The sequence below is a fragment of the Bradyrhizobium sp. AZCC 2262 genome, assembly GCF_036924535.1.
GTDB lineage: Bacteria > Pseudomonadota > Alphaproteobacteria > Rhizobiales > Xanthobacteraceae > Bradyrhizobium.
In genome coordinates this window covers 4,061,844-4,087,886 of the sequence record NZ_JAZHRT010000001.1, presented here as the reverse complement: position 1 = coordinate 4,087,886, position 26,043 = coordinate 4,061,844, and the positions used below count along the sequence as shown (strand labels likewise).

At 62.6% G+C, this 26,043-nt stretch carries 23 protein-coding genes; 12 read left to right on the top strand and 11 right to left on the bottom strand.

Annotation, left to right across the window (positions count from 1 at the left end):
* The first annotated feature begins 21 nt into the window (after positions 1–21).
* Positions 22–1,107: an acyltransferase family protein gene (locus V1283_RS19500; RefSeq protein WP_334388062.1), complete on the top strand. Its 1,086-nt coding sequence runs from the start codon at positions 22–24 to the stop codon at positions 1,105–1,107.
* A 562-nt stretch (positions 1,108–1,669) separates the two neighbouring features.
* On the opposite strand, the gene V1283_RS19495 is transcribed toward V1283_RS19500, so the two are convergent.
* Positions 1,670–2,758 carry an acyltransferase family protein gene (locus V1283_RS19495; protein ID WP_334388061.1) on the bottom strand — a complete coding sequence of 363 codons (1,089 nt, stop codon included), beginning with the start codon at positions 2,756–2,758 and terminating at the stop codon, positions 1,670–1,672.
* Between the two features lie 602 nt (positions 2,759–3,360).
* Between V1283_RS19495 and V1283_RS19490 the strand changes: the two genes are divergently transcribed.
* Together V1283_RS19490 and V1283_RS19485 are read left to right on the top strand one after the other, a co-directional pair.
* Complete coding sequence (locus V1283_RS19490) at positions 3,361–4,266, top strand: dihydrodipicolinate synthase family protein (protein ID WP_334388060.1); 906 nt, start codon at positions 3,361–3,363, stop codon at positions 4,264–4,266.
* 153 nt (positions 4,267–4,419) lie between these two features.
* A complete protein-coding gene (locus V1283_RS19485) occupies positions 4,420–5,388 on the top strand; it encodes an SDR family oxidoreductase (RefSeq protein WP_334388059.1) in 969 nt (322 codons plus the stop codon).
* Positions 5,389–5,448: 60 nt separating this feature from the next.
* Here V1283_RS19485 and V1283_RS19480 read toward each other — a convergent pair whose 3' ends face one another.
* Together V1283_RS19480 and V1283_RS19475 are read right to left on the bottom strand one after the other, a co-directional pair.
* Positions 5,449–5,937, bottom strand: a complete 489-nt coding sequence (locus tag V1283_RS19480) for a GcrA family cell cycle regulator (protein ID WP_334388058.1) — start codon at positions 5,935–5,937, stop codon at positions 5,449–5,451.
* A gap of 49 nt (positions 5,938–5,986) precedes the next feature.
* Positions 5,987–6,187, bottom strand: coding sequence for a hypothetical protein (locus V1283_RS19475; protein WP_057839093.1), 201 nt, complete (start codon positions 6,185–6,187; stop codon positions 5,987–5,989).
* Between the two features lie 286 nt (positions 6,188–6,473).
* Here V1283_RS19475 and V1283_RS19470 point away from each other — a divergent pair, with 286 nt between their 5' ends.
* Positions 6,474–6,821 carry a GrlR family regulatory protein gene (locus V1283_RS19470; RefSeq protein WP_334388057.1) on the top strand — a complete coding sequence of 116 codons (348 nt, stop codon included), beginning with the start codon at positions 6,474–6,476 and terminating at the stop codon, positions 6,819–6,821.
* 8 nt (positions 6,822–6,829) lie between these two features.
* Here V1283_RS19470 and V1283_RS19465 read toward each other — a convergent pair whose 3' ends face one another.
* A complete protein-coding gene (locus tag V1283_RS19465) occupies positions 6,830–7,771 on the bottom strand; it encodes an acetamidase/formamidase family protein (RefSeq protein ID WP_334388056.1) in 942 nt (313 codons plus the stop codon).
* Between the two features lie 67 nt (positions 7,772–7,838).
* Here V1283_RS19465 and V1283_RS19460 point away from each other — a divergent pair, with 67 nt between their 5' ends.
* From V1283_RS19460 to V1283_RS19450, 3 genes are all read left to right on the top strand, one after another.
* Complete coding sequence (locus V1283_RS19460; RefSeq protein ID WP_334388055.1) at positions 7,839–8,642, top strand: YdcF family protein; 804 nt, start codon at positions 7,839–7,841, stop codon at positions 8,640–8,642.
* 77 nt (positions 8,643–8,719) lie between these two features.
* Positions 8,720–9,505, top strand: a complete 786-nt coding sequence (locus V1283_RS19455) for a DUF169 domain-containing protein (RefSeq protein ID WP_334388054.1) — start codon at positions 8,720–8,722, stop codon at positions 9,503–9,505.
* A gap of 148 nt (positions 9,506–9,653) precedes the next feature.
* Positions 9,654–10,832 carry a saccharopine dehydrogenase family protein gene (locus tag V1283_RS19450; RefSeq protein WP_334388053.1) on the top strand — a complete coding sequence of 393 codons (1,179 nt, stop codon included), beginning with the start codon at positions 9,654–9,656 and terminating at the stop codon, positions 10,830–10,832.
* A 450-nt stretch (positions 10,833–11,282) separates the two neighbouring features.
* Here the strand turns inward: V1283_RS19450 and V1283_RS19445 are convergent, their stop codons facing one another.
* On the bottom strand, positions 11,283–12,446 hold the full coding sequence (locus tag V1283_RS19445; RefSeq protein ID WP_334385105.1) for an IS110 family transposase: 1,164 nt from the start codon (positions 12,444–12,446) through the stop codon (positions 11,283–11,285).
* Positions 12,447–12,533: 87 nt separating this feature from the next.
* Positions 12,534–13,730, bottom strand: coding sequence for an FAD-dependent oxidoreductase (locus V1283_RS19440; RefSeq protein WP_334388052.1), 1,197 nt, complete (start codon positions 13,728–13,730; stop codon positions 12,534–12,536).
* Positions 13,731–13,854: 124 nt separating this feature from the next.
* On the opposite strand from V1283_RS19440, the gene V1283_RS19435 reads away from it, so the two are divergent.
* Complete coding sequence (locus V1283_RS19435) at positions 13,855–14,379, top strand: MarR family winged helix-turn-helix transcriptional regulator (RefSeq protein WP_334388051.1); 525 nt, start codon at positions 13,855–13,857, stop codon at positions 14,377–14,379.
* Here the strand turns inward: V1283_RS19435 and V1283_RS19430 are convergent.
* The 3 genes from V1283_RS19430 to V1283_RS19420 all read right to left on the bottom strand — a co-directional run bounded on the left by V1283_RS19430 (position 14,354) and on the right by V1283_RS19420 (position 18,562).
* Entirely contained in the window at positions 14,354–15,622 is a 1,269-nt protein-coding gene (locus V1283_RS19430; protein WP_334388050.1) for an O-antigen ligase family protein, read from the bottom strand. The genes V1283_RS19435 and V1283_RS19430 overlap by 26 nt on opposite strands.
* A 141-nt stretch (positions 15,623–15,763) precedes the next feature.
* Positions 15,764–17,314, bottom strand: a complete 1,551-nt coding sequence (locus V1283_RS19425; protein WP_334388049.1) for an undecaprenyl-phosphate glucose phosphotransferase — start codon at positions 17,312–17,314, stop codon at positions 15,764–15,766.
* A 114-nt stretch (positions 17,315–17,428) separates the two neighbouring features.
* Entirely contained in the window at positions 17,429–18,562 is a 1,134-nt protein-coding gene (locus V1283_RS19420) for a glycosyltransferase family 4 protein (protein WP_334388048.1), read from the bottom strand.
* A gap of 255 nt (positions 18,563–18,817) precedes the next feature.
* On the opposite strand from V1283_RS19420, the gene V1283_RS19415 reads away from it, so the two are divergent.
* On the top strand, positions 18,818–21,082 hold the full coding sequence (locus V1283_RS19415; RefSeq protein WP_334388047.1) for a GumC family protein: 2,265 nt from the start codon (positions 18,818–18,820) through the stop codon (positions 21,080–21,082).
* Between the two features lie 111 nt (positions 21,083–21,193).
* On the opposite strand, the gene V1283_RS19410 is transcribed toward V1283_RS19415, so the two are convergent.
* Positions 21,194–22,384 carry a GNAT family N-acetyltransferase gene (locus V1283_RS19410; RefSeq protein ID WP_334388046.1) on the bottom strand — a complete coding sequence of 397 codons (1,191 nt, stop codon included), beginning with the start codon at positions 22,382–22,384 and terminating at the stop codon, positions 21,194–21,196.
* Positions 22,385–22,513: 129 nt separating this feature from the next.
* Here V1283_RS19410 and V1283_RS19405 point away from each other — a divergent pair, with 129 nt between their 5' ends.
* Positions 22,514–23,566, top strand: coding sequence for a polysaccharide deacetylase family protein (locus V1283_RS19405; RefSeq protein ID WP_334388045.1), 1,053 nt, complete (start codon positions 22,514–22,516; stop codon positions 23,564–23,566).
* 1 nt (position 23,567) lies between these two features.
* Here V1283_RS19405 and V1283_RS19400 read toward each other — a convergent pair whose 3' ends face one another.
* Positions 23,568–23,780 carry a DUF2842 domain-containing protein gene (locus V1283_RS19400; RefSeq protein ID WP_334388044.1) on the bottom strand — a complete coding sequence of 71 codons (213 nt, stop codon included), beginning with the start codon at positions 23,778–23,780 and terminating at the stop codon, positions 23,568–23,570.
* A 118-nt stretch (positions 23,781–23,898) separates the two neighbouring features.
* On the opposite strand from V1283_RS19400, the gene V1283_RS19395 reads away from it, so the two are divergent.
* Complete coding sequence (locus V1283_RS19395) at positions 23,899–24,990, top strand: COX15/CtaA family protein (RefSeq protein ID WP_334388043.1); 1,092 nt, start codon at positions 23,899–23,901, stop codon at positions 24,988–24,990.
* 151 nt (positions 24,991–25,141) lie between these two features.
* Positions 25,142–25,951 (top strand): FTR1 family iron permease, encoded by an 810-nt coding sequence (locus tag V1283_RS19390; protein ID WP_334388042.1) that lies wholly within the window; start codon positions 25,142–25,144, stop codon positions 25,949–25,951.
* Positions 25,952–26,043: the final 92 nt, after the last annotated feature.

The window sequence follows — 26,043 nt, the reverse complement described above, 5'->3', positions numbered from 1 at the left end:
GGTCAAAGTTCCGAAGTTGCCATGAGCCTCGTGACTAAAGGGCAGGCCGCGACCGCGGCCGATATCCTTGAGGCAAACAATGGCGTAGGTCCCGGCTTCGACGCGCTGCGACTCCTGCTTTCGGTCTGGATTTTCACGCTGCACGCCATGCTCGTTTGCATGGGATTGGACCGCGCGGAGGAGTTCGCTGGCAATCCACTCCAGCGGCTCCTTGTCAGCCCGGCACTGCCGATGTTCTTTATGGTCAGTGGCTATCTCGTCACCGGAAGTGCCATTCGCACGAAAAGCATTACAACTTTTCTCTTGTTCCGCGTGTTGCGGATCGCGCCTGCACTCATCGTCGAAGTAACCCTGAGCGCCTGGATCCTGGGGCCGTGGCTCACCGAAAAAAGCCTGTCCGAATATTTTTCCGACCCATTATTTCTCAACTACTTTCGCAATATCGTAGGCAGTCTTCACTTATATCTTCCGGGGCTGTTTGCTCAAAATCCCATACCTGGCGTTGTAAATTTGAACCTATGGACGTTGAGACCGGAATTCTTTTGTTACATTTTCATGTCTTTCATGATCGTTTCAACGGCGGCATTTAGCAGGAGATACTTCACACTGGTCGGCTTACTGGCGCTTTGTTCTACTGCTGCGTACGCAATTCGGGGCGGACAACTCTACAACTTTCTTGCTGTTGCGGATTGGAAGATGCTGATCCTGGCGTTCGTTGTCGGGTGCCTGGCGTTTCATTGGAATGATCGTATTGTCATATCTGGCCGCGGCGCCGTGATCGCCGTCCTTGTCGCTTTCATCGCTCTTGCCCTTCCGTCGCTTGTTATCCCGGGCCTCTTGGCGCTGACATACATCGTCATCTACATTGGTACTCGAAGACTCTCCCTTCCGGGCTTTTTGCGGAATGGCGATTATTCCTACGGGATCTATTTGTTCGGATTCCCGATCCAACAGACTTTGGTCTACTTCCTGCCATCCGAATACAGGCACGGAGTGATTGTTCTGTTGTTGGGTCTGCCGCTTACGCTCGCGTTTGCCATGTTCTCCTGGAATTTTGTTGAGAAGCCGACGTTGAAGCTAAAGAACAGGTTCAAGCCTGCGCGGTAGCGCCCTGTTTCTCCGCGCCTATGCGTCGAAACGGCGCCGCAACGAAGGTGGCTCGCATGGCTTGATGCCCGCGTTTCCGGTCAATTCCAGCTCCGCGCAGCGAACCGCGTTGGTTAGGGGCATTCCAGCGAAACGAACGGCCTCGCTAAGTTCGGCCGTTTGAATCTGGCTCGGCTTTCTTCAGCGCGTTGGTGGTGGTGACCATGCGAAAGCCATCAGCAAACTCCACGAGGCAGGTATACATGGTGCCGCATGCTAATACACGGCAACGTTGACCCATTCGTCCCTCGCGAGACCATCGAAAGATGTATGGAAAATCTGTACTCAAGGCTATGGATTCGGCTAGCGTCATTTCAGAGCTGGGATTGTTTTTTGACGGATTTCTTCGTAGTTGCGACGAATAATTAAACCGACGCACGACGCCGATCGAGGCCGTCGTCGTGTAGGTCTGGCGCTTCGGGGCCTTTTCTTGACCGGATTTCATTTTAGGATGTATGGCGGCGCGCTGGAATATGCAACCGAACTCGCACGTTAAGCTTGATGTTCGCCAGCGCAGCCCGCTTCAGCTCGCCTCGGCTTGCGGTTGCGAAATCCTCGTCCATATCCGAGCCAAGATACGCTCCAGGGCGGGCGCCACCGACTTGCCCGCTCTGATCGACGGCGCTTCGACAAATCGATATGACAGCGCGGCGATGCCAACCGCGACGATCGCGGACGTCACCATCACGAGCAGATTCCCCCAGATATGGGTCGGCACGGCCGGGCGGCAAATAACAGCGAGCAAGGCGCAGACGTAGAAGATCGGCCAGTGCACCAAATAGAGGCTATAGGAGATTCGTCCGAGGAACCGCAGCGGCGCAACCGTCGTCCACTGCAGCAGCTCGCGCGACGCCGCCACCGCGCCGATCATCAGCGCCGCGGCGATCGCTGACGGGATGACGATGCCGACCGCATAGAATTCCGAGTTGGTGCCGGCCGTCTCGAGGCCGATCAGGCCGACGACGAACGTGGTTGCCGCAAGCCACCGCCGCCCCGCCAGCAACGCGCCGATCTCCTTGGCGAGAAAGTAGCCGGAATAGAACCACAACAGCATGTGATAGGGGCTGATCGCGAGCAGCGTCGCGATCACGACGAACAGCGCCCAGCGCCACCGCTGCTCGATTCTGACATGCGCGGCGACCACAAATGGCAGCATCAGGGCGCCCAGTAGTTCCAGAAGGAGCGTCCACGTCGGACCGTTCACCGTGAACGACCTGAGAAGCAGGTTGTCCCACAGCGCATCCCAGGTCGGCTGCGGCCAGAACATGCGCTGGAAGCCGGGCATCAGGCCGGACGGTATGGGATCGATACGGAAGAGCCGTTCGCAGGCGAAGGTGAACAGCAGCACGACCACGAAGGGCGGGAGCAACCGGAACAGCCGCCGTGCCAGGTAGGTCACGAATGTGCCGTCGCGCTCCAACGCGCGGCCGAGCACGTAGCCGCTCAGCACGAAAAAGAAGATCACCGCCGCCGCCGAATTGAACGCAAACAGCAGGGCGTCCATGGCAGCAAGAGGCGCATTGTCGGCGAACACGCTCATCCCGTGATGCACGCACACCAGCAGCGCCGCGAGGCCACGCAGGCTTTCCAGCCGCGGGTCGAATGAGGACATAATCAGGGCGCCGTCCGTCGGTGCGAGCGGAGGGGAAGCCATCGGCGGAACGCGGTCGTGCTCCAGAAAATCGCCACTCGATTTGGGGAGTTTATCTTGCCGCGGGCTTTTTCGAGCTGTTGCGCCAGATCGAGGCGCAATGTCGCGAGCGCCATACCGGGGGCTCACCAGCTCAATTGCGTCTTTGGCCATGCGGGTCCCGTATTCAGCTGAGACCCGAATAGTGATGAATCGTGAAGATCGTATTTATACTGAAATACAACTTTGGAGATGTAAGGTTAACCAACTGACAGTTTGTTGGCTGCGAGCTCAAACCGCCGCTCAATTCCTGCTCGCCGCCGCATCGCGGATCGACCGCCGCAAATGGGCTTCTACAATACCGGCCAATATGTTCGTCTGCGGCGAATCCAGCGAATATGCGTCGCGCCGGATCAGGCTGTGCCGTACGTGGGAACTTGCACGGCGTTTCCGATGCCCAGCCGTGTCAATTCCGCAACTGGATCGCGGTCCCGGCATTCAATAGGCTTGCCACAACCGGCGGGCAGGCCGGGAAAGTCGGGGATACACCCGTTACCAGGGAATCGAAACGCGAGGGCAGGTCCATGAAAACACGTCCGACCGGCGTGATACCGCCGATGACAACGCCGTTCCGCAAAGACGGCGAGATCGATTTTAAGCTTGTTGCCTCCCAGGTCGACTGGCTGGTCGGCGCCGGCAGCCATGGCATGGCGGCGGGCGGGTCGACCGGCGAGGGGCATACGCTCGACCATGAGGAATATCGTGACCTGGTGGCGGCGACGGTGGAAGCCGCCAAGGGGCGCGCGCCCGTCATTGCCGGCATCATCGTCGATTCCACGCGCGATGCGGTCCGGCGCGGCAGGCTGGTGCGCGACATGAATGTCGCCGCGTTGCAGGTGACGCCGGTGCATTATCTGTTCAAGCCGGACGACCAGGCGATGGTCGATCATTTCCGCCGCATGGCTGACGAAACCGGCATGCCTGTTATCATCTACAACGTGGTGCCGTGGTCCTATCTCTCGCCGGCGCTGCTAACGCGGATCATGAACGAGGTACCGCTGGTCGTCGGCGTCAAGCAGAGTGCAGGCGATCTGAAACTGTTTGCCGATCTCATGATGATGGCGCCGGACAAACTGATCTACAGCGCCGTCGACGCGCTGATGTATCCGTCCTACGCGCTCGGCGCGCACGGTTCGATCGCGGCGATCCTGAGTGCCGCGCCGCACGCTTCCGTCGAACTCTGGAACGTGGTCAAGGCGGGCAATCACGCGCGCGCGCTCGAGCTGCACAAGAAGCTGCTGACGTTGTGGAATGCGATCGTCTCGGACAATCTGCCGGCGTGCACGCGCTATGCGCAGTCGCTGCAGGGGCTGCCCACGACATTCTCCCGCGCACCGATGCCGGAAGCATCCCCCGTGCAACAGGCTGCCATCAGGAAGGCGCTGGAGGGATTGGGCGCGCTGGGCGGCTCTCGCGAGGCGGCGGAGTAAATTCCGCCGCGCGAAAACGCCGGCGAGACCATCGTACTATCAGTCTCACGGGCGGCTGTACCGGCAGTCGCGACCTGTTACTGTCCTGTTCGCGCGGGCTCCATTGCCATGAGGGCTCCAACTCAAAAATTGAAAACCGAGGTAACGATCGCAATGAAGGACTTTGCCGGGAAGTTTGCCGTGATCACCGGAGGCGGCACGGGCATGGGCCGCGAACTCGCGCGCCAGCTCGTGGCCGAAGGCTGCAATGTCGCGATGTGCGATGTTTCCCTGGAGGCGATGGCCGAGACCAAGCGCATGTGCGAGGCGGAAAAGCTGCCGCAGGGGCTGCGCGTCACCACGCATGTCGCCGACGTCTCGATCGAAAACCACCTCCAGCGTTTTCGCGACGAGCTGATCGAGCAGCAGGCGACCGACAAGATCCATCTGTTGTTCAACAATGCCGGCATCGGTGGCGGCGGCAGCCTGTTCACCAACACGCGCGAGCAGTGGGAGCGCACCTTCAACATTTGTTGGGGCGGCGTCTATCTCGGCGTCCGCACCTTCCTGCCGCTGATGATGAAGGCGGACGAAGCCCACATCGTCAACACGTCGAGCGTCAACGGCTTCTGGGCCTCGGTCGGCTTGGGCGCGTCACACACCGCCTACAGTGCTGCCAAGTTCGCGGTGAAAGGGTTTACCGAAGCGCTGATGACGGACCTGCGGCTCAACGCCCCGCACATCAAATGCTCGGTCGTGATGCCCGGGCATATCGGCACCTCGATCGTTTCAAATTCGCGCAAAATTCAGAGCGGATCGGAATCCGAAGCATTGAGCCCGAATGAAATCCTGGCGACGCGGCAGCGCCTGAAGGGCATGGGCATCGACACCGCGCCGATGTCGGACGACGACATCCAGAAGATCGCGCTCGACCGTGCCCGCAACTTTCTCGAACAGGCGCCGACCACGGCGGCGGCCGCGGCCAAGATCATCCTCGACGGCGTCAAAGCCGATCGCTGGCGCATTCTCGTCGGCGACGATGCCCACAGGCTCGACGAGCGGGTGCGGCAGGCCCCGGAAAAGGCCTACACGCCGGAGTTCTACAAGAGCCTTACGGAAGAGGTCGGCTGGCGGCTGGGATAGGGCTCCATCGGTTCTGATTGAATCAGAACCGAGGCTCCTCTTTGTGTTAAGGCGTTTTCTTCACGCGAACCGGTTGCCTTGTCCTCGCACGACGCGCTGGCGCGAGCCCGGACGGTAGGCGAGGCGGTGGTGGCCCGCGCAATAGGGCATCCCTTCGACCGGCGTGTTGCCGCAAAAGCAGAAGTCCTCGGCGCCGGGCGTGCTGATCGGCCAGCGGCACCGTTCGTTGCTGAGTTCGAATAGCGAGCAACGTCGTTCGCTGGCGATCGGCTCTTCCTGGAGCGGCTGCGCGTTTTCGTAGACGGCCTGCAGGATCTGATATTGCAGTCTGGGGATGGATTTTCTGGAGCGCTCTCGGGCGGCCTTGGTCGGGCGCGGTTCGGCACGGGCCGGGCCGCGCGTCAATTGCAGGCGGGCAAGTTTTCCGATCACCGCGTTGCGGCTGACGCCGATGCTGGCTGCGATCTCGCGGCAGGTGAGGCCAGCTTCAAAATGACTCTTCAGCAATTCGACGCGATCGGTAGTCCATGTCGGTACGTTCGTAAGCATGTTTTCGGTTCCACATTCTGTATGAACCGCCGCGTTCCGAAAATTCCCGTCAGGACGCCTTTCCGTTGTCGCGGATCGCAAGCAGCCCGTCCTTGATGGCGAGCCGAATGCCTTCCTCGATCAAAGTTCTTGCGACGCCGGGAACGCTGGTGCCGTGGGTACCCTGTCTCACCAGTCTTTCGAGATAATTGATGGTCGAGAGCGCCAACGTAACGGGAACGCGGTCGGTTTCGGCTTTTTCTGTAGCCATGGAGAACGCTAACTTTTAAACGATGTACTGAAAAGTTACTATTTCGACTCTATTTAGTTTTGCACACATGAGTCAAACGACTTGTGGATAGCCTCCTATCCGTTTGAAAAAGCGGTTAAAATTCCAGGGTCGAGCCTGTGAATTGGTTGCGCGCCTGTTGCACGAGGCTCCTGGAAGGCCTTGGGCCCCATCCGCAGCCGCGGCGAAACGATCCAGCCGCGCGACCATTTTCTTGATTGCCTCGCGCTACCGGGAATGCCGATGATGTCCCCGGGACGAGGGCGCGATGACGGTAAAGAACGGTCTCTACACCATCCAGATCGAGATGACGGACGGCGGGCATGGCCGCGCCAACGGCGTGATCGTGCTGCACGACGGCAAGATCGCCGGCGGTGATTCATATTTCTATTACACGGGATCCTATCGCGCCGATCACGGCAAATGGCGCGGCGAATTGATCACCAACGAGCATACGAAGTCCGCGGGCACGCTGCCGCTGTTCGGCGGGCGCGAAGTCACCTGCGGCTTTACCGGCGCGTATTCCGCCGACACGGCGGAAGTGAATGGAACGGCGCTGGTCGGAAAGACCAGCGTGGTGTTTCAGGCCAGGCTGCAGCTGCGTTCGGAGTTCTGAAGCCGGCGTCAGCCGTGCACGACCGCCTTCGCGATCATGCAGTGAATGCCCTTGGAGCCGTTGACGGTTTGCGTCACGCGCAAATCGGCGGTGAGGCTGCACAGCGTGTAGGCGTCCTCGCGTGACAGATTGCGCTTCTCGCCGAGCAGCACGATCATGTCGCGCAACGCACGCACCACGCATTGATCGAGATCGGGGTCCATCGCCATCGTCATGTAATGATCAGGCGTTTCCGCGCGCGGATAATCAAGCCGCAGATCCTTGCGCAGCGTCAGGCGGAAGCGGCCCTGCAGCGCGGTCTCGATCGCGGTGACACAGACCTCGCCATCGCCCTGCACGCCGTGGCCGTCGCCGCAGGAAAACAGTGCACCTGGCACGAACACCGGCAGATACAGTTTCGCGCCGGCGCCGAGCTCCTTGTTGTCGAGATTGCCGCCCATCGCGCGCGGGATCAGCGAGGTGATGCGGCCCCAGGCGGTCGGCGGCGCCACGCCCATCACGCCGAAGAATGGCTTGAGCGGCAGGTCGAGGCCCCACGGCATCCGGCCGACCATCCGCTCACGATCGAGCGGAATGTTCAGGATGCGCGTTTCGTGAAAATCGTCCGGCAGCGTGCCCGACAGAGGGCGAATCAGATTCCAGCCCCAATCCTGCCGGAGCTGGACGTCGAGGATGTCGACTTCCAGCACGTCACCCGGTTCGGCACCCTCGATCGCAATCGGACCGGTCAAAATATGGCCCTGCAGCTGCCGCTCGCATTTCGCATGTATCTCCGCAAGCTCGGGCGGGACGTGAAACTTGCTTTTGTCCGGTACGACCTCGGGACCGCCGCTGAGGGTCTCGATGGTGACTTCATCGCCGCTGGCGATGGTCAGGACGGGCTTCAATTTGCCTTCGAAGAAGCCCCAGTGGCAGGTTTCGGGGCTGGAATGCAGGTGATGATGGAGCATGGGGAGGGCTTTTGGTTGCTGCAATGGCGTCGTATGACGCTGTAGCAGACATTGTCAGAGGCTTCCCTTGTTTTTTGTCCTGTCCAAGACGCTCGGCTATTTGCTATTGCCGACGAACTTTTTGATCGTCATCGGGTTCGTCGGCGCCATTCTGATGATGACGCGCTTTGCATCGCTCGGCCGCAAGCTCGTGATAGCGGCCGTGCTGCTTCTCGTGATCTGCGGGCTGTCGCCGCTCGGAAAAGCTTTACTCTATCCGCTGGAGCAGCGCTTTCCGTCATGGGACGCCGCGCGCGGTGCGCCTGATGGCATCATCGTACTGGGGGCGTCGATCGAAGCCGATCTCTCCGTGGCGCATGGAACGCCGGTCGTTCGGGGCGCGCCGGACCGGATCATCGCCGCCGCCGCGCTGGCGAGGCGATATCCGAACGCGCGCGTGGTCTTTTCCGGCGGGAGCGCGAACCTCGTCTCAAACGATGCACGAGAAGCGGATTTCGCCGGCGCCATCTTCGAAAGCCTCGGCATCGACAAATCGCGGCTGATCATGGAACGGGGATCGCGCAACACCCAGGAGAACGCCGAATTCTCCAAGGCGCTGGTCAAGCCGAAGGAGGGTGAACGGTGGGTGCTGGTGACCTCGGCCTTTCATATGCCGCGATCGGTCGGCTTGTTCCGAAAAGCGGGATTTGCGGTGGAGCCCTATCCCGTCGATTGGCGCGTCGGCGGACGCGATGACCTGATGACGCTTTCAAACGTCGCCGTCGAAGGGCTGGCACGGACCGACCTTGCGGTGCGCGAATGGATGGGCCTGATCGCATACCGGATCACGGGCAAGATCGATGAGCTGTTGCCGGGCCCGGCGGCGAAGTAAGAGGTCGCAACCCCCATCCAGCCGGGCTACAATCGAAGCAAGGCGCTTGTTCAGCGCGCCGCCTGGGAGTTCATGCCATGCAACAGCAGACACCGCCGGAAACGTTCGACTTGGCCGGCATGGTGGCCGACCTGAACAGCCTGCTTCGGCTGAAGACCACCGTGATCGGCATCAAGATGTTCGCGCGCGTCGAGGAGATGGCCGCGATCCCCAAAATCCGCCGTCCCTCGGCGGTGCATACCACCGACCAGATCGTCAGCATGGCCTCGCGGCTCGGCTGGACCGTCGGCATCACCGGTGACGATCTCGTCGGCGCGCAATGCCGCGCCGTGATCGGGCTGGCGCCGCAGGACGAAAAATTTCTCGCCGGCGAAAACTATGTCGGCGTCTGGCACGGCACGGCCGAGGATGCACGCAAGCGCCAGGAAGCGCTCGATGTCGTGCCTTTCGGCCGGTATCAGGCGATGGCGGTGAGCCCGCTCACCAGCGGCCGGCTCAACCCGCCGGATATTTGTCTGGTCTACGCCACGCCCGGGCAGATGATTATTCTCATCAACGGCCTGCAATATACCGGCTACAAGAAGTTCGAATGGGGCGTAGTCGGCGAAACCGCGTGTGCGGATTCCTGGGGCAGGGCGCTGAAGACAGGCGAACCGTCCCTGTCGCTGCCATGCTTCGCCGAGCGGCGCTATGGCGGCGTGCCGGACGAGGAGATGCTGATGGCGCTCAAGCCTGAGCATCTTGCCAAGGCAATCGTAGGCATGAAGCAGCTCGCGAAGAACGGCCTGCGCTATCCGATCGCGCCCTATGGTATCCAGGCCGACGTACGCGCCGGCATGGGTGTCTCGTACGCGAAGAAATAGGCTTGCGAAATGCGGCCGAAGCCGTCATTGCGAGCGACGCGAAGCAATTCATGCCTCCACGTCGGGATAGAATGGATTGCTTCGCTGCGCTCTCTTGCACAAACGCTTCGCGTTTGTCGCAGGCAATGACGAGAAAAAGGAATTGAATATGTCTTCGTCGAAATTCGACATCGTCGTCTACGGCGCCACCGGCTTCACCGGGCAACTCGTCGCCGAATATCTCGCCGCGAACTACAAGGGCGGCGCCAGTCTGAAATGGGCGATGGCCGGACGCAGCAAGGACAAGCTTGCTTCCGTCCGCGACGCGATCGGTGCGCCGGCCGATACGCCGCTGATCGTGGCCGATGCTGGCGATCCCGCGTCGCTGATGGCGATGGTTGGGCAGGCGAAGTCGATCATCTCGACCGTCGGCCCGTATCAGTTTTATGGCAACGAGCTGCTTGCGGCCTGCGTGGCGTCGGGTACCGACTACTTCGATCTCTGCGGCGAGCCGCTGTGGATGCGGCAAATGATCGACAAGCATGAAGCCGCGGCGAAAGCGAGCGGCGCGCGCATCGTGTTTTCGTGCGGGTTCGACTCGATACCGTTCGAACTCGGCGCCTTCTTTGTGCAGGAGGAAGCCAAGCGGGTGTTCGGCACGCCGGCTGCCCGCGTCAAGGGCCGTGTGCGCGACATGCGTGGCACCCTGTCCGGCGGCACCGCCGCGAGCGCCAAGGCGACCTTCGATGCGGTCGCCAAGGATCTCAGCCTCGTTGCGATCCTCAAAGATGCATTCGCGCTAACGCCCGGGTTCAAGGGGCCGAAACAGCCGCCGGGCAGCAAGCCGGCTTACGAGGAAGACCTGCAGTCCTGGGCGGCGCCGTTTATGATGGCGCTCATCAACACGCGCAACATCCATCGTTCGAACATGCTGATGGGCTTTCCGTACGGGAAGGAGTTCGTCTACGACGAAATGGTGCTGACGGGTGCCGGCGAGAAGGGCGAGGCCAACGCCAAGCTGGTGATGGCCGCAAACACCGAAAAGACCGGCCCAGGTGCACCGAAGCCGGGCGAGGGCCCGTCGAAGGAGGAGCGCGAGAACGGCCTCTATGATCTGCTCTATGTCGCCATCGCGCCCGATGGCAAGCAGGTCCGCGCATCCGTGAAGGGTGATCGCGATCCCGGCTACGGCTCGACGTCAAAGATGATCTCCGAATGCGCGATCTGCCTGCTGCGCGACACGCCGGATGTGCCGGCGGGAATCTGGACACCGGGGGCGGCGATGCAGCACAGACTGATCAAGCGGCTTGTCGATCATGCCGGATTGACGTTCACGGTGGAGAAGTAGTCGCAGAATCGTAGGGTGGGCAAAGCGCAGCGTGCCCACCATTTAAAGCAACGATCGTGGGTAGATGGTGGGCACGGCGCAAAAGCGCCTTTGCCCACCCTCATATGAGGGCTTTTGAGTCAAGCATCCCGACCGGGGCTTGGATGTGATTTTTTGCATTCGGTGGAGCGGCGGCGCGCGGAGCCATGCGTAGCGCAGCGTGCCGCCGCGGTCGGTGCGCTCAGGAACTGGCTTCCGGCGATTTATGCAGCATCTCACTGCATCACCTCATATCCGGTCGGGCGTTTTGCAGCCCGGTACCCACATTCCGCATGCATGCGGCGAGGAAGCCATGAGGATGAGACCCATCTACGAAGCGGCCTGTTGATTTGGCCCAAGGGTGGCACGGTCATCATCCATTCCGCGCTGACCGCGGCCGACGCCGCGACGCTGACGCGTTGCTTGAAACGTTTACGCCTTCGCGGCCTTGAGCACGGCTCCTTCGGGAACCATGCCGGTTGTGAGGTAGCGCCAGAGCGCCACCATCAGCTTGCGCGCCAAGGCCACGATGGCGATGCGCTTGTTGCGCTTGCTGGCATTGTTGTGGGTGCGGCTGCGGAACCATCGGGTGAGCGCACTCTCCGGCTGATGCCGCAGCCACAGCCAGGCCAGTTCGATCGCGGCGCAGCGGGCGCGTGGATTGCCCGCCTTGCTGATGCCCTGGTCGCGGTCGGTCCCGCCGCTCTGCCATGGACTGGGCGTCAGCCCGAAATAGCTCGCGACCTCACGCCGATTACGAAAGTCCTTGTAGAACACCTCGCTGGTCAGCGTCGTCGCGAACGCCGGACCGAGGCATTTGAGCCGGAGCAACAGTTCGCTGCGCTCGGTCATCTGCGCCGCCGCAGGTGCCGGATCCGCTTGAGCCGACGCCTGTGCGAGTTCCTCGAGCCGTTCGCGCACCAGCATCAGCCGTGCGTGCTCGTGCCTGATCTCCGCCAGCATCCGTGGCGGCACCGCCTGGCCCTGCCAATCCCGCTGCGCCGAAAGCCAGCTCAGCCAGTCACGCCGGCGCGGGTTCCCCACCGCCATGCCCAACAATCGCAGCAGCGCCTTGATCCGGGTGGTGTGCGCGGTTTGCTCCTTGATCAGCCGGCCGCGTTCACGGCTGGTGCGGCGGGCGTCCTCTTGCTCCGGCGCAGGTGCCCGCACGATCCGCACCACCTGCGGCTCACCGCGCAGATACGCCATCAGCGTCCGTAGCATCTTCTCGCCATCGATCCGGTCGGTCTTCACCCGCCGTGCCCGCTGATCCACCGCTATGCTCGCAGGGTCAAACACGTAGTTCGTGATCCCGGCAGCCAGCAGAAGCCGATGCAGCCAGAACCCGTCGTAGCCCGCTTCGTAGCAGCTCACCACCGCCGGAACGGCTCCCAGCGCCCGGGCCGCCCGCTCCCGAACCTGACCGATCAGCGCCAGCAGCGCAGCATGATCGCCGCCCTCCAGCTTGTGACGCGACATCTTGCCTTTGTCCGGACTGTGCAGCGTTACCAGCCAGCTCTTCTGGCTCAGTTCAATCGCAACGAAAATCGTGCCACAATGCCCGGCGGTGGGCGTGTCTACGGTCGATGCTTGCATCTGGCTCTCCGATGGTTCGAGTGTGGAAACCCAAACCTACCGGAAAGGGCACGCTCACCGCCCCATGGAATCTACGAAGCTATGAAGTTACGCCGCCGCTCTGGGATCATACGCGTACATCCAGTCCATTCCTTTGGCTGTGACCGGCAGCAACAGCTTCAGCATGCGGTCGCGAATCCAGGCGCCGGTGGCGCTGAATTCGCGCTTGCTGTTGCCGTTGCGGCGAGCGAGCGCCACGATCTTCTCGGCGCGGGGACGTCGCTCGGCCTCGAAATTCTGAAACGTCAGTCCAAGCTCCTGCCTGTCCTGCATCAGGCGGCCGAGCCGCATGGCGTCTTCGAGCGCCAGCGACGCGCCCTGGCCGGCATGCGGACTGGTGGCGTGGGCGGCGTCGCTGATCAACAGCGTGCGCTTGCGCGACCAGGTCGGCAGCGTCGCGACGTCGAGCGTCGCCGTCACCACGATGTCATTGGCTGCCTCCAGAATTCGCGGGATCGGATCGTGCCAGCCGGCATGGAAATCGAGCAGGTGCCGCCTGATCGCATCCTGACTCATGGCGCGGAACGCCGCTGCATCGGTGCCATGCGATGGCTGCGTGCTCCACCACATCACGCCGTCGGCTGGATCGGAACTGCAAAAGCCGTAACCGAAAAAGCCGCTTTGTCCGAACGTCGTCGCCACGCGTTGGCCGATCGGCATATCGTCGAGCAACGATCTCGGCACGAAGCCGCCGAAGCCGATCAGCCCGGTGTCGAACGGTTTGGGTCCATCCGGAACCACGTGCGCGCGCACCGCGGAATGCACGCCGTCGGCGCCAATGACGAAATCGCCCTCGGCAAACGAGCCGTCGGCGAAATGCGCGACGACGGGCTTGTCGGCGCGGTCCTCGATGGCGACCAGCCGCTTCTCGAACCGCAGTTCGACATTCTCGCACCAGGCCTTGTTGATGAGGGCTTCATTCAGCGTGGCGCGGCACATATTGACCGCCGGCTGGCCGAAACGCTGCCTCATGTTCTGGTTGACGGAACCGAGCCGGGCGCCTGATTGCGAATGGAAATCGAAGGATTCCGCGATCGATCCGCGCCGGGTCATTTCGTCGGCCAATCCGATCTCGGCCAGCACATGCATGCCGTTCGGCGCGATTTGCAGGCCGCCGCCGATCCCGGTGGAATAAGCCCACGCCTCGAACAGTTCGGCATCGATGCCGGCCTTTTTCAGGAAGATCGCCGTCACGGGACCGGCGATACCGCCGCCGATGACCAGGGCTTTCGGTCGTCCGCTCATGCCTTGCTCCAAGCGTCTATGAAGTGATAGGAACGTACAGTAGCTAATTATCTTAGCATCTAAGATATATATCGACTAAGAGGTGGGGCTGGCTTTGTCAAGAGCGAAAGCGCGGGCTGCGCTGATGCAGGAACTAGAGAATGCGCTGCGGCGCTCGTCCGCGCAGGGTGTGATTTTCGGGCAGACGGTGGCCAATACGGTCGGGATTTCCGGCTCCGACCTCGAATGCCTGGACTTCCTCAATCTGGAAGGCCGAGTGACGGCCGGGCGGCTGGCGGAGGTCACGGGGCTGACCACCGGAGCCATTACCGGCGTCGTCGATCGGCTGGAGAAGGCAGGGCTGGTTCGCCGCGAGCGCGATCCCGCCGACCGCCGCAAGGTGTTTATCGCGATCGTCCCGGAAAACGTCGCCAAGATCGGGCGCTTCTACGAACACATGCAGCGCGGCATGGTCAAACTATGGGAGTCCTACTCGGACGCCGAGCTGCGGTTGCTGCTTGAGTTTGCGTCGAAGGGCTATCAGACCATGCTGGCGGCGACCGAGGAATTGAAGTCGATGGTCGATGCGCCCAGGAAAACGCAAACGAGAAAGCCAGAGCAGAAGCCCGGACGGGCAAGCGGACCTAGGAAGCCTTCGCGCGCACCGTGAGCGTCGGATCGCGGTTCGCCTTCCAGCGTTCGGCCGCGACGAACGTGCCCCACATGGTGCCCAGCATCATCCAGAAGTGCCGCCAATGGTCGGTATCGATGATGAAACTCTCGCCGACGGTGCCGAGGAAAGCCGCGAAGACGGCCAGATAGGCCGGCTGCCAGGGCACGCGAACGAAGACATAGCGGAAGCTCGTCAGCACGGTGACGAAGACCAGCGCCGGATAGCAGACGCCGGACAGCCAGCCGCCCGACATGAAGGCGTTCAGGTAGGAATTGTGGGTGTCTTCCGGAAAGTAACGGTTGAACTGCAGCGGCCCGATGCCGAACGGCAGCCCGAGCGCCATTTCGGCGCCAAGGATATGCCGGCCGAAGCGGCCGAAGCGACCCTCATCATAGCTCTGGTCGAAACTGGCGCGCTGCTTGAACAGTTGCGCGATCGAATCGAATGAAAGCAGTACCGCGACCAGCGCGGCCGCCAGCACCACCACAGCCAGCGCCATGATGATGATGCGCGATCGCTGCGACTGCGAGCGGCTGGTCAACACCATCAGCACCAGCATGGCGGCGGAGGTGATGATCAGCATGCCCCATGCGGCGCGCGAGAACGCCAGCAGGATCGCCAGCGACATGATGCCGAAGGCGATCGCGTTGCGCAATGATTTGCCGAACTTGTCCGAGACGGCGCTTTGCAGCGCGAACAGCGCCGGCGGGACCAGGAACGCGCCGTATACGTTCGGGTCCTTGAAGGTGCCGCGGGCGCGGTCGTACAGCGTCAGCAGGTCGCGCCCGCCAGGGACGAGATTGAAATAACCCGCGATGCCGGCGAGCGCCGCAATCACCGCGCCGACAACGAGGCCGCGCCGGAGCATGTCGAGCCGCGCCGCGGTGTCCTCGGAGATGACCATCGCAAAGAAGATGACTGTGACCGCCATGTACCAGGACGTCGCGATCCAGTTCGGCACATTCGGCCGGTCCATCACGGCGACCGCACTGATGCTGTAGCCGATATTGATCAGAAACAGGAGCAACAGCAGCGGCATGAACACCAGCCGCATCCGCAACCCCGTTGCGAAGAAGATCAGCGCGGCGGCAAGCGTCGCCAGCTCATAGGGCGAGGGTTCGATGAAGACGATGGCGCCGGATGCTCCGACCAGCCACACCATCGCGCGCTGCAAGGCAAGCACGCCCGGCGCGGCCGTCATCGATGGGAGCGATCCCCCGGCTGTCGCCGCATACGCCATCACACACTCACGCAACGCAACAAAACAACGGTAGTCCCCCGTCATTGCGAGGAGCGATAGCGACGAAGCAATCCATCTGTCCCGGCGCCGCGCGATGGATTGCTTCGCTCCGCTCGCAATGACGAGCGCGAATTCTTCACCTCAGTACGCGTTCTCGCTCTTGGTCATCAGCGCCAGCGGCGTCTTGAGCAGAATGTAGAGGTCGAACAGCACCGACCAGTTCTCGATGTAATAGAGATCGAACTCGACGCGCTTCTGAATCTTCTCGTCGGTATCGACTTCGCCGCGCCAGCCATTGATCTGCGCCCAGCCGGTGATCCCCGGCTTGACGCGGTGGCGCGCGAAATAGCCGTCAACGGCCTCGTCGAACAGCCGGCTCTGCAGCTTGCCTTGCACAGCATGCGGGCGAGGGCCGACCAGCGAGAGGTTGCTCTTGAACACGACGTTGAAGAGCTGCGGCAATTCGTCGAGGCTGGTCTTGCGGATGAAGCGCCCGACACGGGTAACGCGGGGATCGTTCCGGGTCACGACCTTGGAGGCGGTCGGATCCGCCTGATGGTGGTACATCGAGCGAAACTTGAAGACGTCGATGCGCTCATTGTTGAAGCCGAAGCGTTTCTGACGGAACAGCACCGGCCCGGGACTGTCGAGCTTGACCGCAAGCGCGACCAATCCCATCACCGGCAGCGCCAGCACCAGGATCACGAAGCCGATGACGTGGTCGAACAGCCACTTCATCACCAGGTCCCAGTCGGTGATCGGCGCCTCGAACACGTCAAGCGTCGGCACCTCGCCGAGATAGGAATAGGAGCGCGGACGGAAGCGCAGCTTGTTGGTATGGGCCGAAAGCCGGATATCGACCGGCAGCACCCACAGCTTCTTCAGCATCTCCAGAATGCGCGTCTCGGCCGAGATCGGCAGCGCGAACAGCACGAGGTCGATGCGGGTGCGGCGCGCCAGTTCGACGACGTCGTCGACCTTGCCGAGCTTGGGGCTGCCGGCGCAGGTGTCCATCGCGCGGTCGTCGTTACGGTCGTCGAATACGCCGAGCACCTTGATGTCGGAATCATCCTGGGTCTTGAGCGCCTGGACGAGCGCTTCGCCGTTCTCGTCCGCGCCCACGATGACGGTGCGGCGATCGAGCCGGCCCTGACGGGCCCAGCCGCGTACCAGTGAGCGCAAAAACACCCGCCCGGTTACCAGCGCCGCAATACCGCCAAGGAAAAACGTCGTAAGCCAGAGCCGCGAAATTTCGTTGCCGAGCTTGACGATGAAGGATGCGCCGATGAACAGCAGGAACACGAACGCCCAGGATGAGATCATTCGGGTCATCTGGCGCAGCTGGCCGCGGAATAGCTGCACCTGGTAGATATCGGCGGCCTGGAAGCAGATCACGGCCGTTGCGGCCACGCCGAAGATCGCCGCGAGAAATTCCCAGTGAAAGCCACTGAGCGGGACGACATATCCGAAATAGAGCGCGATACCGATCACGCTCAGCATCACGAAATCGATGACACGGACGACGCCTGCGATCACGATCGGCGAGTAGGCGCGGCCAACTTTTTGGTTGCTGATGGCTATGGCGGCCGGAGTGAGCCTGCGGCGCCGTTCGATCGCTGGGTGACCGGCGGTGACGGTCATCGCGGCCGTTGCCGCGGCATCGAGCATCGAGCGTGCGTTAATCGGTTCCATGGTCCACGTCCGTTCTGGAGCATGCACATAGGAACGTGCCTGCCGGTGCGGAATTCCTCGCACCCACGGCTTACGGGACAAATCGGAAGAAACGGTTACGTTGGTAAAGAACGGTTAACGATTGGCAAACGCGTCGCGGTAGCCGGCAAAGACGCCCTCGACCATCGCCTTCTGCGAAAAATGCTGGAAGATCCGTTCGCGCAGCGATTTGGCCCGCTCCTTCGCCGCGGCCGGATCCTTCAGCGCGGCTTCGATGGCATCGGCCATGGCGGCTGTGTTGTTGGGAGCAAACAAGGCGTCGCCATGCGGGCCGAAAATCTCGGGGATGCCGCCGACATTGGCGGCGATCATCGGAATGCCGGCGGCCGCCGCCTCGATCACGACATAGGGCATTGAATCGCCGCGGGAGGGAACGACCAGCAGCGAACCCTTGGAGAAGCCGAAACGCGCCTTGACGTGGCCGATGAACCGCGCGGCGTCGCCGAGGCCGAGCTGTCGCACCTGGGCCTTGAGGCTTGCGCTTTCCTCGCCGTCGCCGGCGAGCGTGATCGTCACCGGACGGCCGCCGGCGCGCAGCCGTGCCACCGCGTCGATCAGGAGGTCGGCGCCCTTGATGTGCCGGAACTCGCCGACATAGATCAGGTCGGTGGCGTCTTCGGCTTTCACGACCGGATCGAATTCGCTGGCGGTGACGCCGTTGAAGACGCATCGCACCAGGCCCTTCGGGGTACCTATGGTGCGCTGATAGGTGTCGCGCGCAAACGCGCTTTCGAACAGGAACAGGTCGGTATCGTTCATCAGCGCGCGTTCGACACGGGCATAGATGCTGCCCTTCAGCGTCGCCAGCGGAAAGTGCAGCGAGCCGCCATGGGGGGTGTAGACCCGGATCCTGTCGCGGGAAGCGGTCCGCAAACGCATGAAGGCGCCGGCCTTGGCGCCGTGACCGTGCAGCACGTCCGGCTTCAGTTCGCGGATCATGCGCTGGAACCGGGCCCATACCAAAAAATCACTTGGTAGCGGTTCGCGGCGAATGGCCCTGCGGTGAACGCCGAGCTTGAGGCGCGGGGCGATTTCCGCCAGCGCCTGCTCGGCGCGTTCGCCACCGGTAAGGCTGTCGGCGATGATGCCGACGTGATGGCCGCGATCGGCCTGGCCGTTGGCGAGATCGAGGATATGGCGGAAAATGCCGCCGACAGGCGCGCGCGTTGCGTGCAGGATACGAAGCGGCTGACTGTCGACGAAAGGCATGATCAGAACCAGCGCTCGCCGACGAGCACGAGCGCAGCAACCGGACATGGGATTGGAGCGGGTACGCCTCGCATCATGGGAATCCTGAAAAAGTATCCTCCGATTAAGGGGTGTTCATGGTTAACAAAAAATGACCGTGCACGTGCGGCGCGTCGTCTCGCGGTGCAAACAGGCAAATTAACCCAGCGGCAACCATAATGGAGTGTACTCGGGAGGGTTCGAGTGGACCAGCAGTTGCGTCCGCGGGAGTGTGCGATGCGTTTGGCGTTCTGGCGTGCAGGCAAGGACAGGCCGGTGGTGCAGCGGGCGACCGCGAGGCCTGCACCTTCGGCCCTGAAGCCCGTCGCAGCATCCGAAACCGGCGATCTCGATCTGCATGCGCTCGGCCAGACGCTGATACGCAAGCGAGCTTTGATCATCGTCCCGACGATGCTGGTGCTGGTGGCATCGCTCGCCGCGGTCAACATGGTCACGCCTCGATTCAAGTCGGAAGCGCGCATCCTGATCGACGGGCGCGAAAACGTGTTCCTGCGTCCGACCGGCGAACGCAACGAGGAACGCAGCGCGCTCGACGCCGAAGCCGTCACCAGTCAGGTGCAGCTGGTACAGTCGCGCGACCTGGCCCGCGAGATAATCAGGAAGAACAAGCTCGCCGAGCGCCTCGAATTCGATCCGGTGCTGCAGGGATTTTCGCCGCTGAAATCGATGCTGGCCCTGGTCGGCATCGGACGCGACCCGCTCTCGCTGACGCCGGAAGAGCGCGTCCTGGAAGCCTATTACGATCGCTTCACGGCCTACGCCGTCGACAAGTCCCGCGTCATCGTCATCGAATTCCAGTCGCGCGATCCCGAACTTGCCGCGCGCGTCGCCAACTCTATCGCCGAAGGTTATCTGGTGCTGCAGCAGGATGCGCGGCAGCAGCAGGCGAAGTCGGCAGGGCAGTGGCTGTCAGGTGAAATCGAAAGACTGCGCAGGAAGGTGGCCGAAGACGAGTCCCGCGTCGAGGATTTCCGCTCCAGGTCGAGCCTGTTTGTCGGGACCAACAACACTACGCTCTCCAACCAGCAGATGGGCGAACTCAACACGCAGTTGAACAACGCCCGCGCGCTGAAGGCGAATGCAGAAGCCAGGGCGCGACTGATCCGCGAGTTGCTAAGGAGCGGTAAGCCGATCGAGGCCTCCGAAGTGCTCAACTCCGAATCGATGCGCAGGCCGTCCGAGCAGCGGATGACGCTGCGGGCGCAACTTGCTGAACAGTCGTCGACGCTGCTCGGCAACCATCCGCGCATCAAGGAATTGAAGGCGCAGCTCGCCGACATCGAGAGTCAGATCCGCGACGAGGCGAGCAAGATTGCGCGCTCGCTGGAAAACGACGCGCGCTTGGCCAGCGACCAGGTCGATGGGTTGACGTCGAGCCTCGATCAGCTCAAGAAGCAGGCGTCCTCCAACAACGGCCAGGACGTGCAGCTCCGCGCGCTCGAGCGCGAAGCCAAGTCCCAGCGTGATCTGCTGGAATCCTATCTCGCCAAATACCGCGAGGCGAGCGCCCGCGAGAATATCGAGGCGGCACCGGCCGATGGCCGCATCATCTCGCGCGCCACCGTCTCCAACACCCCGGCCTATCCGAAGAAACTGCCGATCGTGCTGATCGCGACGCTGGCGACCTTGCTGCTCACCTCGGGGGCGATCGCGACCGGCGAGCTGTTGCGCATGACCGCGCCGCGGAGACCCGGTGCGGCTTCGCTGGAAGTTGCGCGCGAAATTGCGCCCGAAATCATCCTGGCTGCTCCGCCGGAATCGGTGCACGCGCCGGCGATCGCGCCCGAGCTTTCCGTGGCGGAGCTCGCTGACGTGGATCACACCGAGCCGGTGTTGAATGAACCGCGCGTGGACCCTCGCATGGATATCGCGGCGGAAATCAGTGAAGTCGAGCAAATGGCGGATGTCCTGGTTGGCGCAGGCTCCGCGGCGCGCAAGGTTACCGTGCTCGGCACGGCATCGAGCGAGAGCATCACGCTGACCGCGCTGACGCTGGCGCGGTTAATGGCGCAGCAGGCGAAAGTCGTGGTCGTCGATCTCGTGGCATCCGTGCCGATGATTCCCGCGGCGTCGGTCGATCCGGTTGCGCCCGGGCTTGCCGAACTGATGCAGGGCGAGGCGTCGTTTGCGCAGATCATCACCAGGGACCGGCTGTCGCGCGTTCATCTCGTCAGCGCCGGACGCCCCGGCTTCGACCGCGCGCAGCTTCAGTCGCCGCGGTTGACGCTCGCGATCGACGCGCTGCTGCGGGTCTACGACCATGTGCTGCTGGATGCCGGCGCGGCCTCCGATCTGCCGGCCGAATTGCTGACGTCGCAGGCGCGGGCCGTCGTGGTGCCCGAAGCGTCGATGGCGCAGGACGCACGCGCACTGATGTGCGACCAGCTCAGGGCGGTCGGCTTCTCCGAGGTGACGATGCTGAGCAAGCCGTGTCAGGACTCTGACGCGGTCGAGCCGGGTCCACGCGTCGTGGCGGCGTGAGCGAGAACTAACCAAGTCATTGCGAGGAGCGAAGCGACGAAGCAATCCATGCTGCAAGCGGCGAAATGGATTGCTTCGCTTCGCTCGCAATGACGGGGTGACAGGGTTGCCTTAGCTGAACGCGCTGCGCAGCTTTTGCGCCATTTCCAGCAGTGCCGGATTGTGCTTCACCAGCCGCTTGGTGCGGTTGACGCCCGACATGACGCCGGCGGCAAGCTTGCCACGCTGGCTGAGCGGGATGAAGCTGTCGAAGATCGGCTCGTCGTCCTTGCAGAACAGCCGCTTGTAGTCGTCCGATCCGATCCCGAGGTCGAGGGCGCGATAACCCTGTCCGGCATAGTGATCGATGATGTCGCGCATCAAAATCAGGCCGGGGCTGTATTTTGAATTCGCTGACATCGTGTAGGTATTGAACATCATCGAGAAGCGATGGCCGTCGGCGACGCCGGCGAAGATCGCGATCACTTCCTCGTCGCATTCCAGCGCGTGGATATCGATGGCGTGCCTGCCGTTCGCGAGCGGCGCGGTACAGGCGCTGCGGACGAAATCCTCGATGCCGGGATCGGCGAACACATTCGGCAACTTCTGTTCGGCCATCCGCAGCGGCTTGACGCGGAAGAACCAGTCGAGCAGCCGCGTGATGTCGGCCTCTGACGACGCAACGTGACTGCGATAGCCGGGCAGGGACTGCAGCTTGCGTTCCTTGCCCTTGAGGCGGCGCCGGAACGAATTGCTGACCAGCGCCGCGGGCTGGGCGCCGGGTTCCATCACCAATAGCGGACAATCATTCGCGGACGGCTGATGTGGCAGCAAGGCAAGCGGATTGGGCAGATCGCGCCAGCGAACCGGTTGCTGGTGCAGTGTGAGGACGTCGGCTTCGGATCGCTGCGCGATCGCCGCCATCAGGCCTTCGAGATCGGCTTGCGTTGCGCTTGCGGCGAAATCGCGGTCGAACAGCGCCATGTTGAAGGTGGAATGCTTGCCGCCCATGAAACTTGCGCAACGCGCGCTGTAGGCGTGCCTGAGCGCGAGCGGCAGCAGCAACAGCGGACGGCGCTCCGCGTCGTAGGCGATCACGATGAAGGGAACGAGACCTTCGCGCTCGCCGACCTGCCGCTGCCAGGAGCCGAGGAAGTCGAACCGCTGATACGGCGTGAAGGAGGTTTGCGCGCCTTCCAGCTTGCGCCAGATGCCTTCCGCGGCGGCGAGGTCGTGAATGATGTCGATGGCGGCGATGCGGCTCGCCTTCGACCACCCATCTGCATCCGCCGTCCGGTCTTCAATCGCGGCAGCCATGGTCATCGCAGAGCTCGTGCTATATGAATTTGTTTACAATTTTCGGCTTTGGCCGACCTTCGCAGGGAAATGTCAACAAAGGGTAATACAATCCGGCCGCGGCGGAGGCACCGCGACCGTAGGTGGGGACGGACCTTGGCGTCGGATATCGGAATTTTGCGGCGGGCCCGGATGGAGCTCGGCTATTTCAGCGGCTACTTCAGGCTGAAGCAGCGGGAGACCGGCGGCGCCGGCGTCATTTTGCGGTTCGAGCGCGTGCGTCCGCGCGATTCCCGCCCGTTTCAGCCGAACCGATGGCGTGAAATCACGCCGCAATTTCTCGACCGGACGATACGTGCGCTGAAGCGCTGGAACTTCGACCTGATCACGATGGACGAAGTGTGCCGGCGGGCGGTCACGCTGCCGAAGGCCAATCGATTTGCCTGCCTGACCTTCGACGGCGGCTGCAAGGATGTCATCACGCAGGCCTATCCCGTGCTGTCGAAGCACGGCGTGCCCTTCACCGTGTACCTGCCGACCGCGTTTCCGGACGGGCTCGGCGAAGCCTGGTGGCTTGCGCTGGAGGACATCGTCGCGCGCGAGGATCGCATCAGCCTGGTGATCGACCGCAAGGAGCGGCGTTTCGCAACGGGCAGCATGCCGGAGAAATATGACACGTTCGAATTTCTGGTGAGCTGGATGCGGACGCTGCCGCCGCCGGATCTTTCGTTCGCGATCCACGACCTCTGCACGCGCTATTCGATCGACCTCGCGGCGCTGTCGCGCGCTGCGTCGATGGATTGGGCCGATCTGGCGAAGCTCGCAGCCGATCCCTTGGTGACGATCGGCAGCGCAACGGTGAATTATCTCCCGCTGTCCAACCTGAAAGCGGCCGACGCGCAACGTGAGATGACGATGGGCAAGGCGGTCGCGGAGACCGCCTTGCGCCGCACCGTCAGCCATTTCGCCTATCCGTTCGGTGACCGGCAATCCTGGCGCCGCGAGCATGTCGTGATGGGGCAGGAGGCAGGTTTCGCCAGCGCGGTATCGACGATCCCGGGCATTGTCGAGGCCAGGGGAAATACCAATCTGCACGCGCTGCCGCGGATCGCTTGGGACGGACGGGAAGGTTCGTTGCGCATGATGCGCGTGATGCTGTCGGGGATGATGTTTCCCGCGGTCAGGCCGAGCCGGGACAACTGGGTCTAATTTAAGCAGCGCTGTCCGGCCGCGACATCCAGCTGATGATCGGCATCGCGGGCAGCACCCATCCGAGCCCGGCCACCACATAGAAGATGGCCTGCAGCAGGCCGGAATTGGCCAGCCACGGCGTCTGGGCGATGGTCATTCCCAATAGCGACCACACCACGACCAGCACCAGCAAGGCGACGGTTCCGAAGAGCTTGCGGGTGCGTATCGTCATGGCGGATATGTCAGGCTCGTGGCGGGTTGCGCGCGGGAAGGGGCGGACTATAAGGGGCGCGCCAATTCAATCAAGCGCGCCTTCGGGCCGAGCCAGAACGGCTTTCAAGACAGGTTTTATGACCGATAGTTCCGCACAGCAGGCCCGGCATCTCGGCGCCGTCAGATGGTGGCTGATTGCGGTCGCCGCGCTGATCGCGGTCATGGTGCTGGTCGGCGGCGCCACGCGGCTCACCGAATCCGGACTGTCGATCGTGGAGTGGAAGCCGGTTACCGGCACGCTGCCGCCGCTCAACGAGGCGCAGTGGGTGCAGGCATTCGAGGGCTACAAGGCCATCCCGCAATACCGCGAACTCAACGCCGGCATGAGCCTTGCGGAGTTCAAGACCATCTTCTGGTGGGAATGGAGCCACCGCCTGCTCGGGCGCGTCATCGGCGCGGTCTATCTTTTGCCGTTCCTGTACTTCCTGTGGCGCAGCGCGCTGGGCGCTGAGCTGAAACGGCGGCTGTGGATGATCTTCGCCCTCGGCGCGCTGCAGGGCGCGGTTGGCTGGTGGATGGTCGCCTCGGGCCTCACGCAACGGACCGAGGTGTCGCAGTATCGGCTGGCGACGCATCTGATGCTGGCCCTGATCATCTTTGCGTCGATCATCTGGACGCTGCGGCGGATGACCGCGCGTCCGCAGCTAGCTATCCCCGCGCTGCTGAAGGCCTCCGGGGTGGCTTTGCTCGCCCTGACTTTCGTCCAGCTTTATTTTGGCGCGCTGGTCGCGGGCCTCCGGGCGGGCCGGGTGTACAACACCTGGCCCGAGATCGATGGCGCGTTCATCCCCTCGGCGGCGCGGCTATGGTTCGAGGACCCGTGGTGGCGCAATTTGTTTGACAACACGCTCACTGTGCAGTTCGAGCATCGCATGACCGCTTACGCGCTGCTGGCGCTGGCGGTGCTTCACGCCATCGACGCCATGCGGTCGCGAGCCGGCGTTGCCGTTATCGGCGGGGCGTGGTCGCTGGTGGCAGCGATCACGCTGCAGGCGGCGCTCGGCATCCTCACGCTGCTGCATCAGGTGCCGATCGATCTCGCGCTGGCGCATCAGGCCACAGCCATCGTGGTGCTGACGCTTGCGGTTTTGCAGACCGAGCGCCTGGTTGCACGCCGCGTCGAGGACGATCGGCAGAAACTGGTTCTGCCGCTCGGGCAACCCGGCTGAAATTGAACAATTCTAATCTGTCAGTATGCCGGGAAGTGCCCGATTTGCAGGGGGTTCTTGTCGCACGACGTCCTTGACGCGTTTGTGTGGGGCCGCCCCGCTTTACTTGGATGGTTTGGACGATAAAACGAAACAAAAATAGGTTCGTCTCATGTCCTCAGCATTCATCCAGGCCGCCGTCATCCTGCTCCGCGAGGGGCTCGAAGCCATGCTCGTGATCGCCGCATTGGCCGGCTATCTGACCAAAGCCGGTGCAGCCCATCGTATTCAGGCGCTGTATGGCGGCGCGCTCGCGGCCGTCGGCGCCAGCATGATTGCGGCCTGGTTGTTTGCAGTGCTGAACTCGGGCGAGCACAGCGATATCCTCGAAGGCATCATCATTCTCGTCGCCGCCGCCCTGATGCTCTATGTCAGCGGCTGGCTGATGGTGAAACAGAATCCACGCGGCTGGCAGGAATATCTCGCGCACAAGGCCGATTCCGCGCTGTCGCAGGACACGGTGTGGGCGGTCGGTGCGCTGGCCTTTCTCGCGGTGTTCCGCGAGGGCGCCGAAACCGTGCTGTTCATCAACGCGCTCGCGACCACCGAAGGCGGCTGGAGCGCCGGCCTGTTCGCCGGCCTGGCGGCTGCGACCGCCGGCCTTGCCGTGCTGTTCTATTTCATCAACCTGATTGCGCGGAAGCTGCCGCTGCGGCCGCTGTTCGTCATCACCTCGGCGTTCCTGTTCGTGATGGCGATCAAGTTTATCGGCGAGGCCGTGCAGGAATTCCAGGAGCAGGCGATCATCACGGTCACCGAGGTCAAGGGCTCGGCGTTCCTGAGCGCGATCGGCCTCAATCCATCCATGGAAGCACTGTCGATCCAGGGCCTCGTGATCCTGTTTGCGCTGGCGACCTATTCGGTGGTCCAGCGCAACAACCGCCTGATGCGCGAGGACAAGGCCATGCGCGCGGCCGAGTAATCCGGAGGCATTACCCTCCAGGAAGAAGCCGCCCGAAGGCGGCTTCCTTGCGATGTTGAGCGATGGGTGACGGGTTTCGCACCCGTGATCCA

Coding starts and splice junctions, on each gene's coding strand:
- V1283_RS19500 (WP_334388062.1), top strand. CDS start 22: ATGAGCCTCGTGACTAAAGGGCAGGCCGCGACCGCGGCCGATATCCTT.
- V1283_RS19495 (WP_334388061.1), bottom strand. CDS start 2,758: ATGTCCTCATTCGACCCGCGGCTGGAAAGCCTGCGTGGCCTCGCGGCG.
- V1283_RS19490 (WP_334388060.1), top strand. CDS start 3,361: ATGAAAACACGTCCGACCGGCGTGATACCGCCGATGACAACGCCGTTC.
- V1283_RS19485 (WP_334388059.1), top strand. CDS start 4,420: ATGAAGGACTTTGCCGGGAAGTTTGCCGTGATCACCGGAGGCGGCACG.
- V1283_RS19480 (WP_334388058.1), bottom strand. CDS start 5,937: ATGCTTACGAACGTACCGACATGGACTACCGATCGCGTCGAATTGCTG.
- V1283_RS19475 (WP_057839093.1), bottom strand. CDS start 6,187: ATGGCTACAGAAAAAGCCGAAACCGACCGCGTTCCCGTTACGTTGGCG.
- V1283_RS19470 (WP_334388057.1), top strand. CDS start 6,474: ATGACGGTAAAGAACGGTCTCTACACCATCCAGATCGAGATGACGGAC.
- V1283_RS19465 (WP_334388056.1), bottom strand. CDS start 7,771: ATGCTCCATCATCACCTGCATTCCAGCCCCGAAACCTGCCACTGGGGC.
- V1283_RS19455 (WP_334388054.1), top strand. CDS start 8,720: ATGCAACAGCAGACACCGCCGGAAACGTTCGACTTGGCCGGCATGGTG.
- V1283_RS19450 (WP_334388053.1), top strand. CDS start 9,654: ATGTCTTCGTCGAAATTCGACATCGTCGTCTACGGCGCCACCGGCTTC.
- V1283_RS19445 (WP_334385105.1), bottom strand. CDS start 12,446: ATGCAAGCATCGACCGTAGACACGCCCACCGCCGGGCATTGTGGCACG.
- V1283_RS19440 (WP_334388052.1), bottom strand. CDS start 13,730: ATGAGCGGACGACCGAAAGCCCTGGTCATCGGCGGCGGTATCGCCGGT.
- V1283_RS19435 (WP_334388051.1), top strand. CDS start 13,855: ATGCAGGAACTAGAGAATGCGCTGCGGCGCTCGTCCGCGCAGGGTGTG.
- V1283_RS19430 (WP_334388050.1), bottom strand. CDS start 15,622: ATGGCGTATGCGGCGACAGCCGGGGGATCGCTCCCATCGATGACGGCC.
- V1283_RS19425 (WP_334388049.1), bottom strand. CDS start 17,314: ATGGAACCGATTAACGCACGCTCGATGCTCGATGCCGCGGCAACGGCC.
- V1283_RS19420 (WP_334388048.1), bottom strand. CDS start 18,562: ATGCCTTTCGTCGACAGTCAGCCGCTTCGTATCCTGCACGCAACGCGC.
- V1283_RS19415 (WP_334388047.1), top strand. CDS start 18,818: ATGCGTTTGGCGTTCTGGCGTGCAGGCAAGGACAGGCCGGTGGTGCAG.
- V1283_RS19410 (WP_334388046.1), bottom strand. CDS start 22,384: ATGACCATGGCTGCCGCGATTGAAGACCGGACGGCGGATGCAGATGGG.
- V1283_RS19400 (WP_334388044.1), bottom strand. CDS start 23,780: ATGACGATACGCACCCGCAAGCTCTTCGGAACCGTCGCCTTGCTGGTG.
- V1283_RS19395 (WP_334388043.1), top strand. CDS start 23,899: ATGACCGATAGTTCCGCACAGCAGGCCCGGCATCTCGGCGCCGTCAGA.
- V1283_RS19390 (WP_334388042.1), top strand. CDS start 25,142: ATGTCCTCAGCATTCATCCAGGCCGCCGTCATCCTGCTCCGCGAGGGG.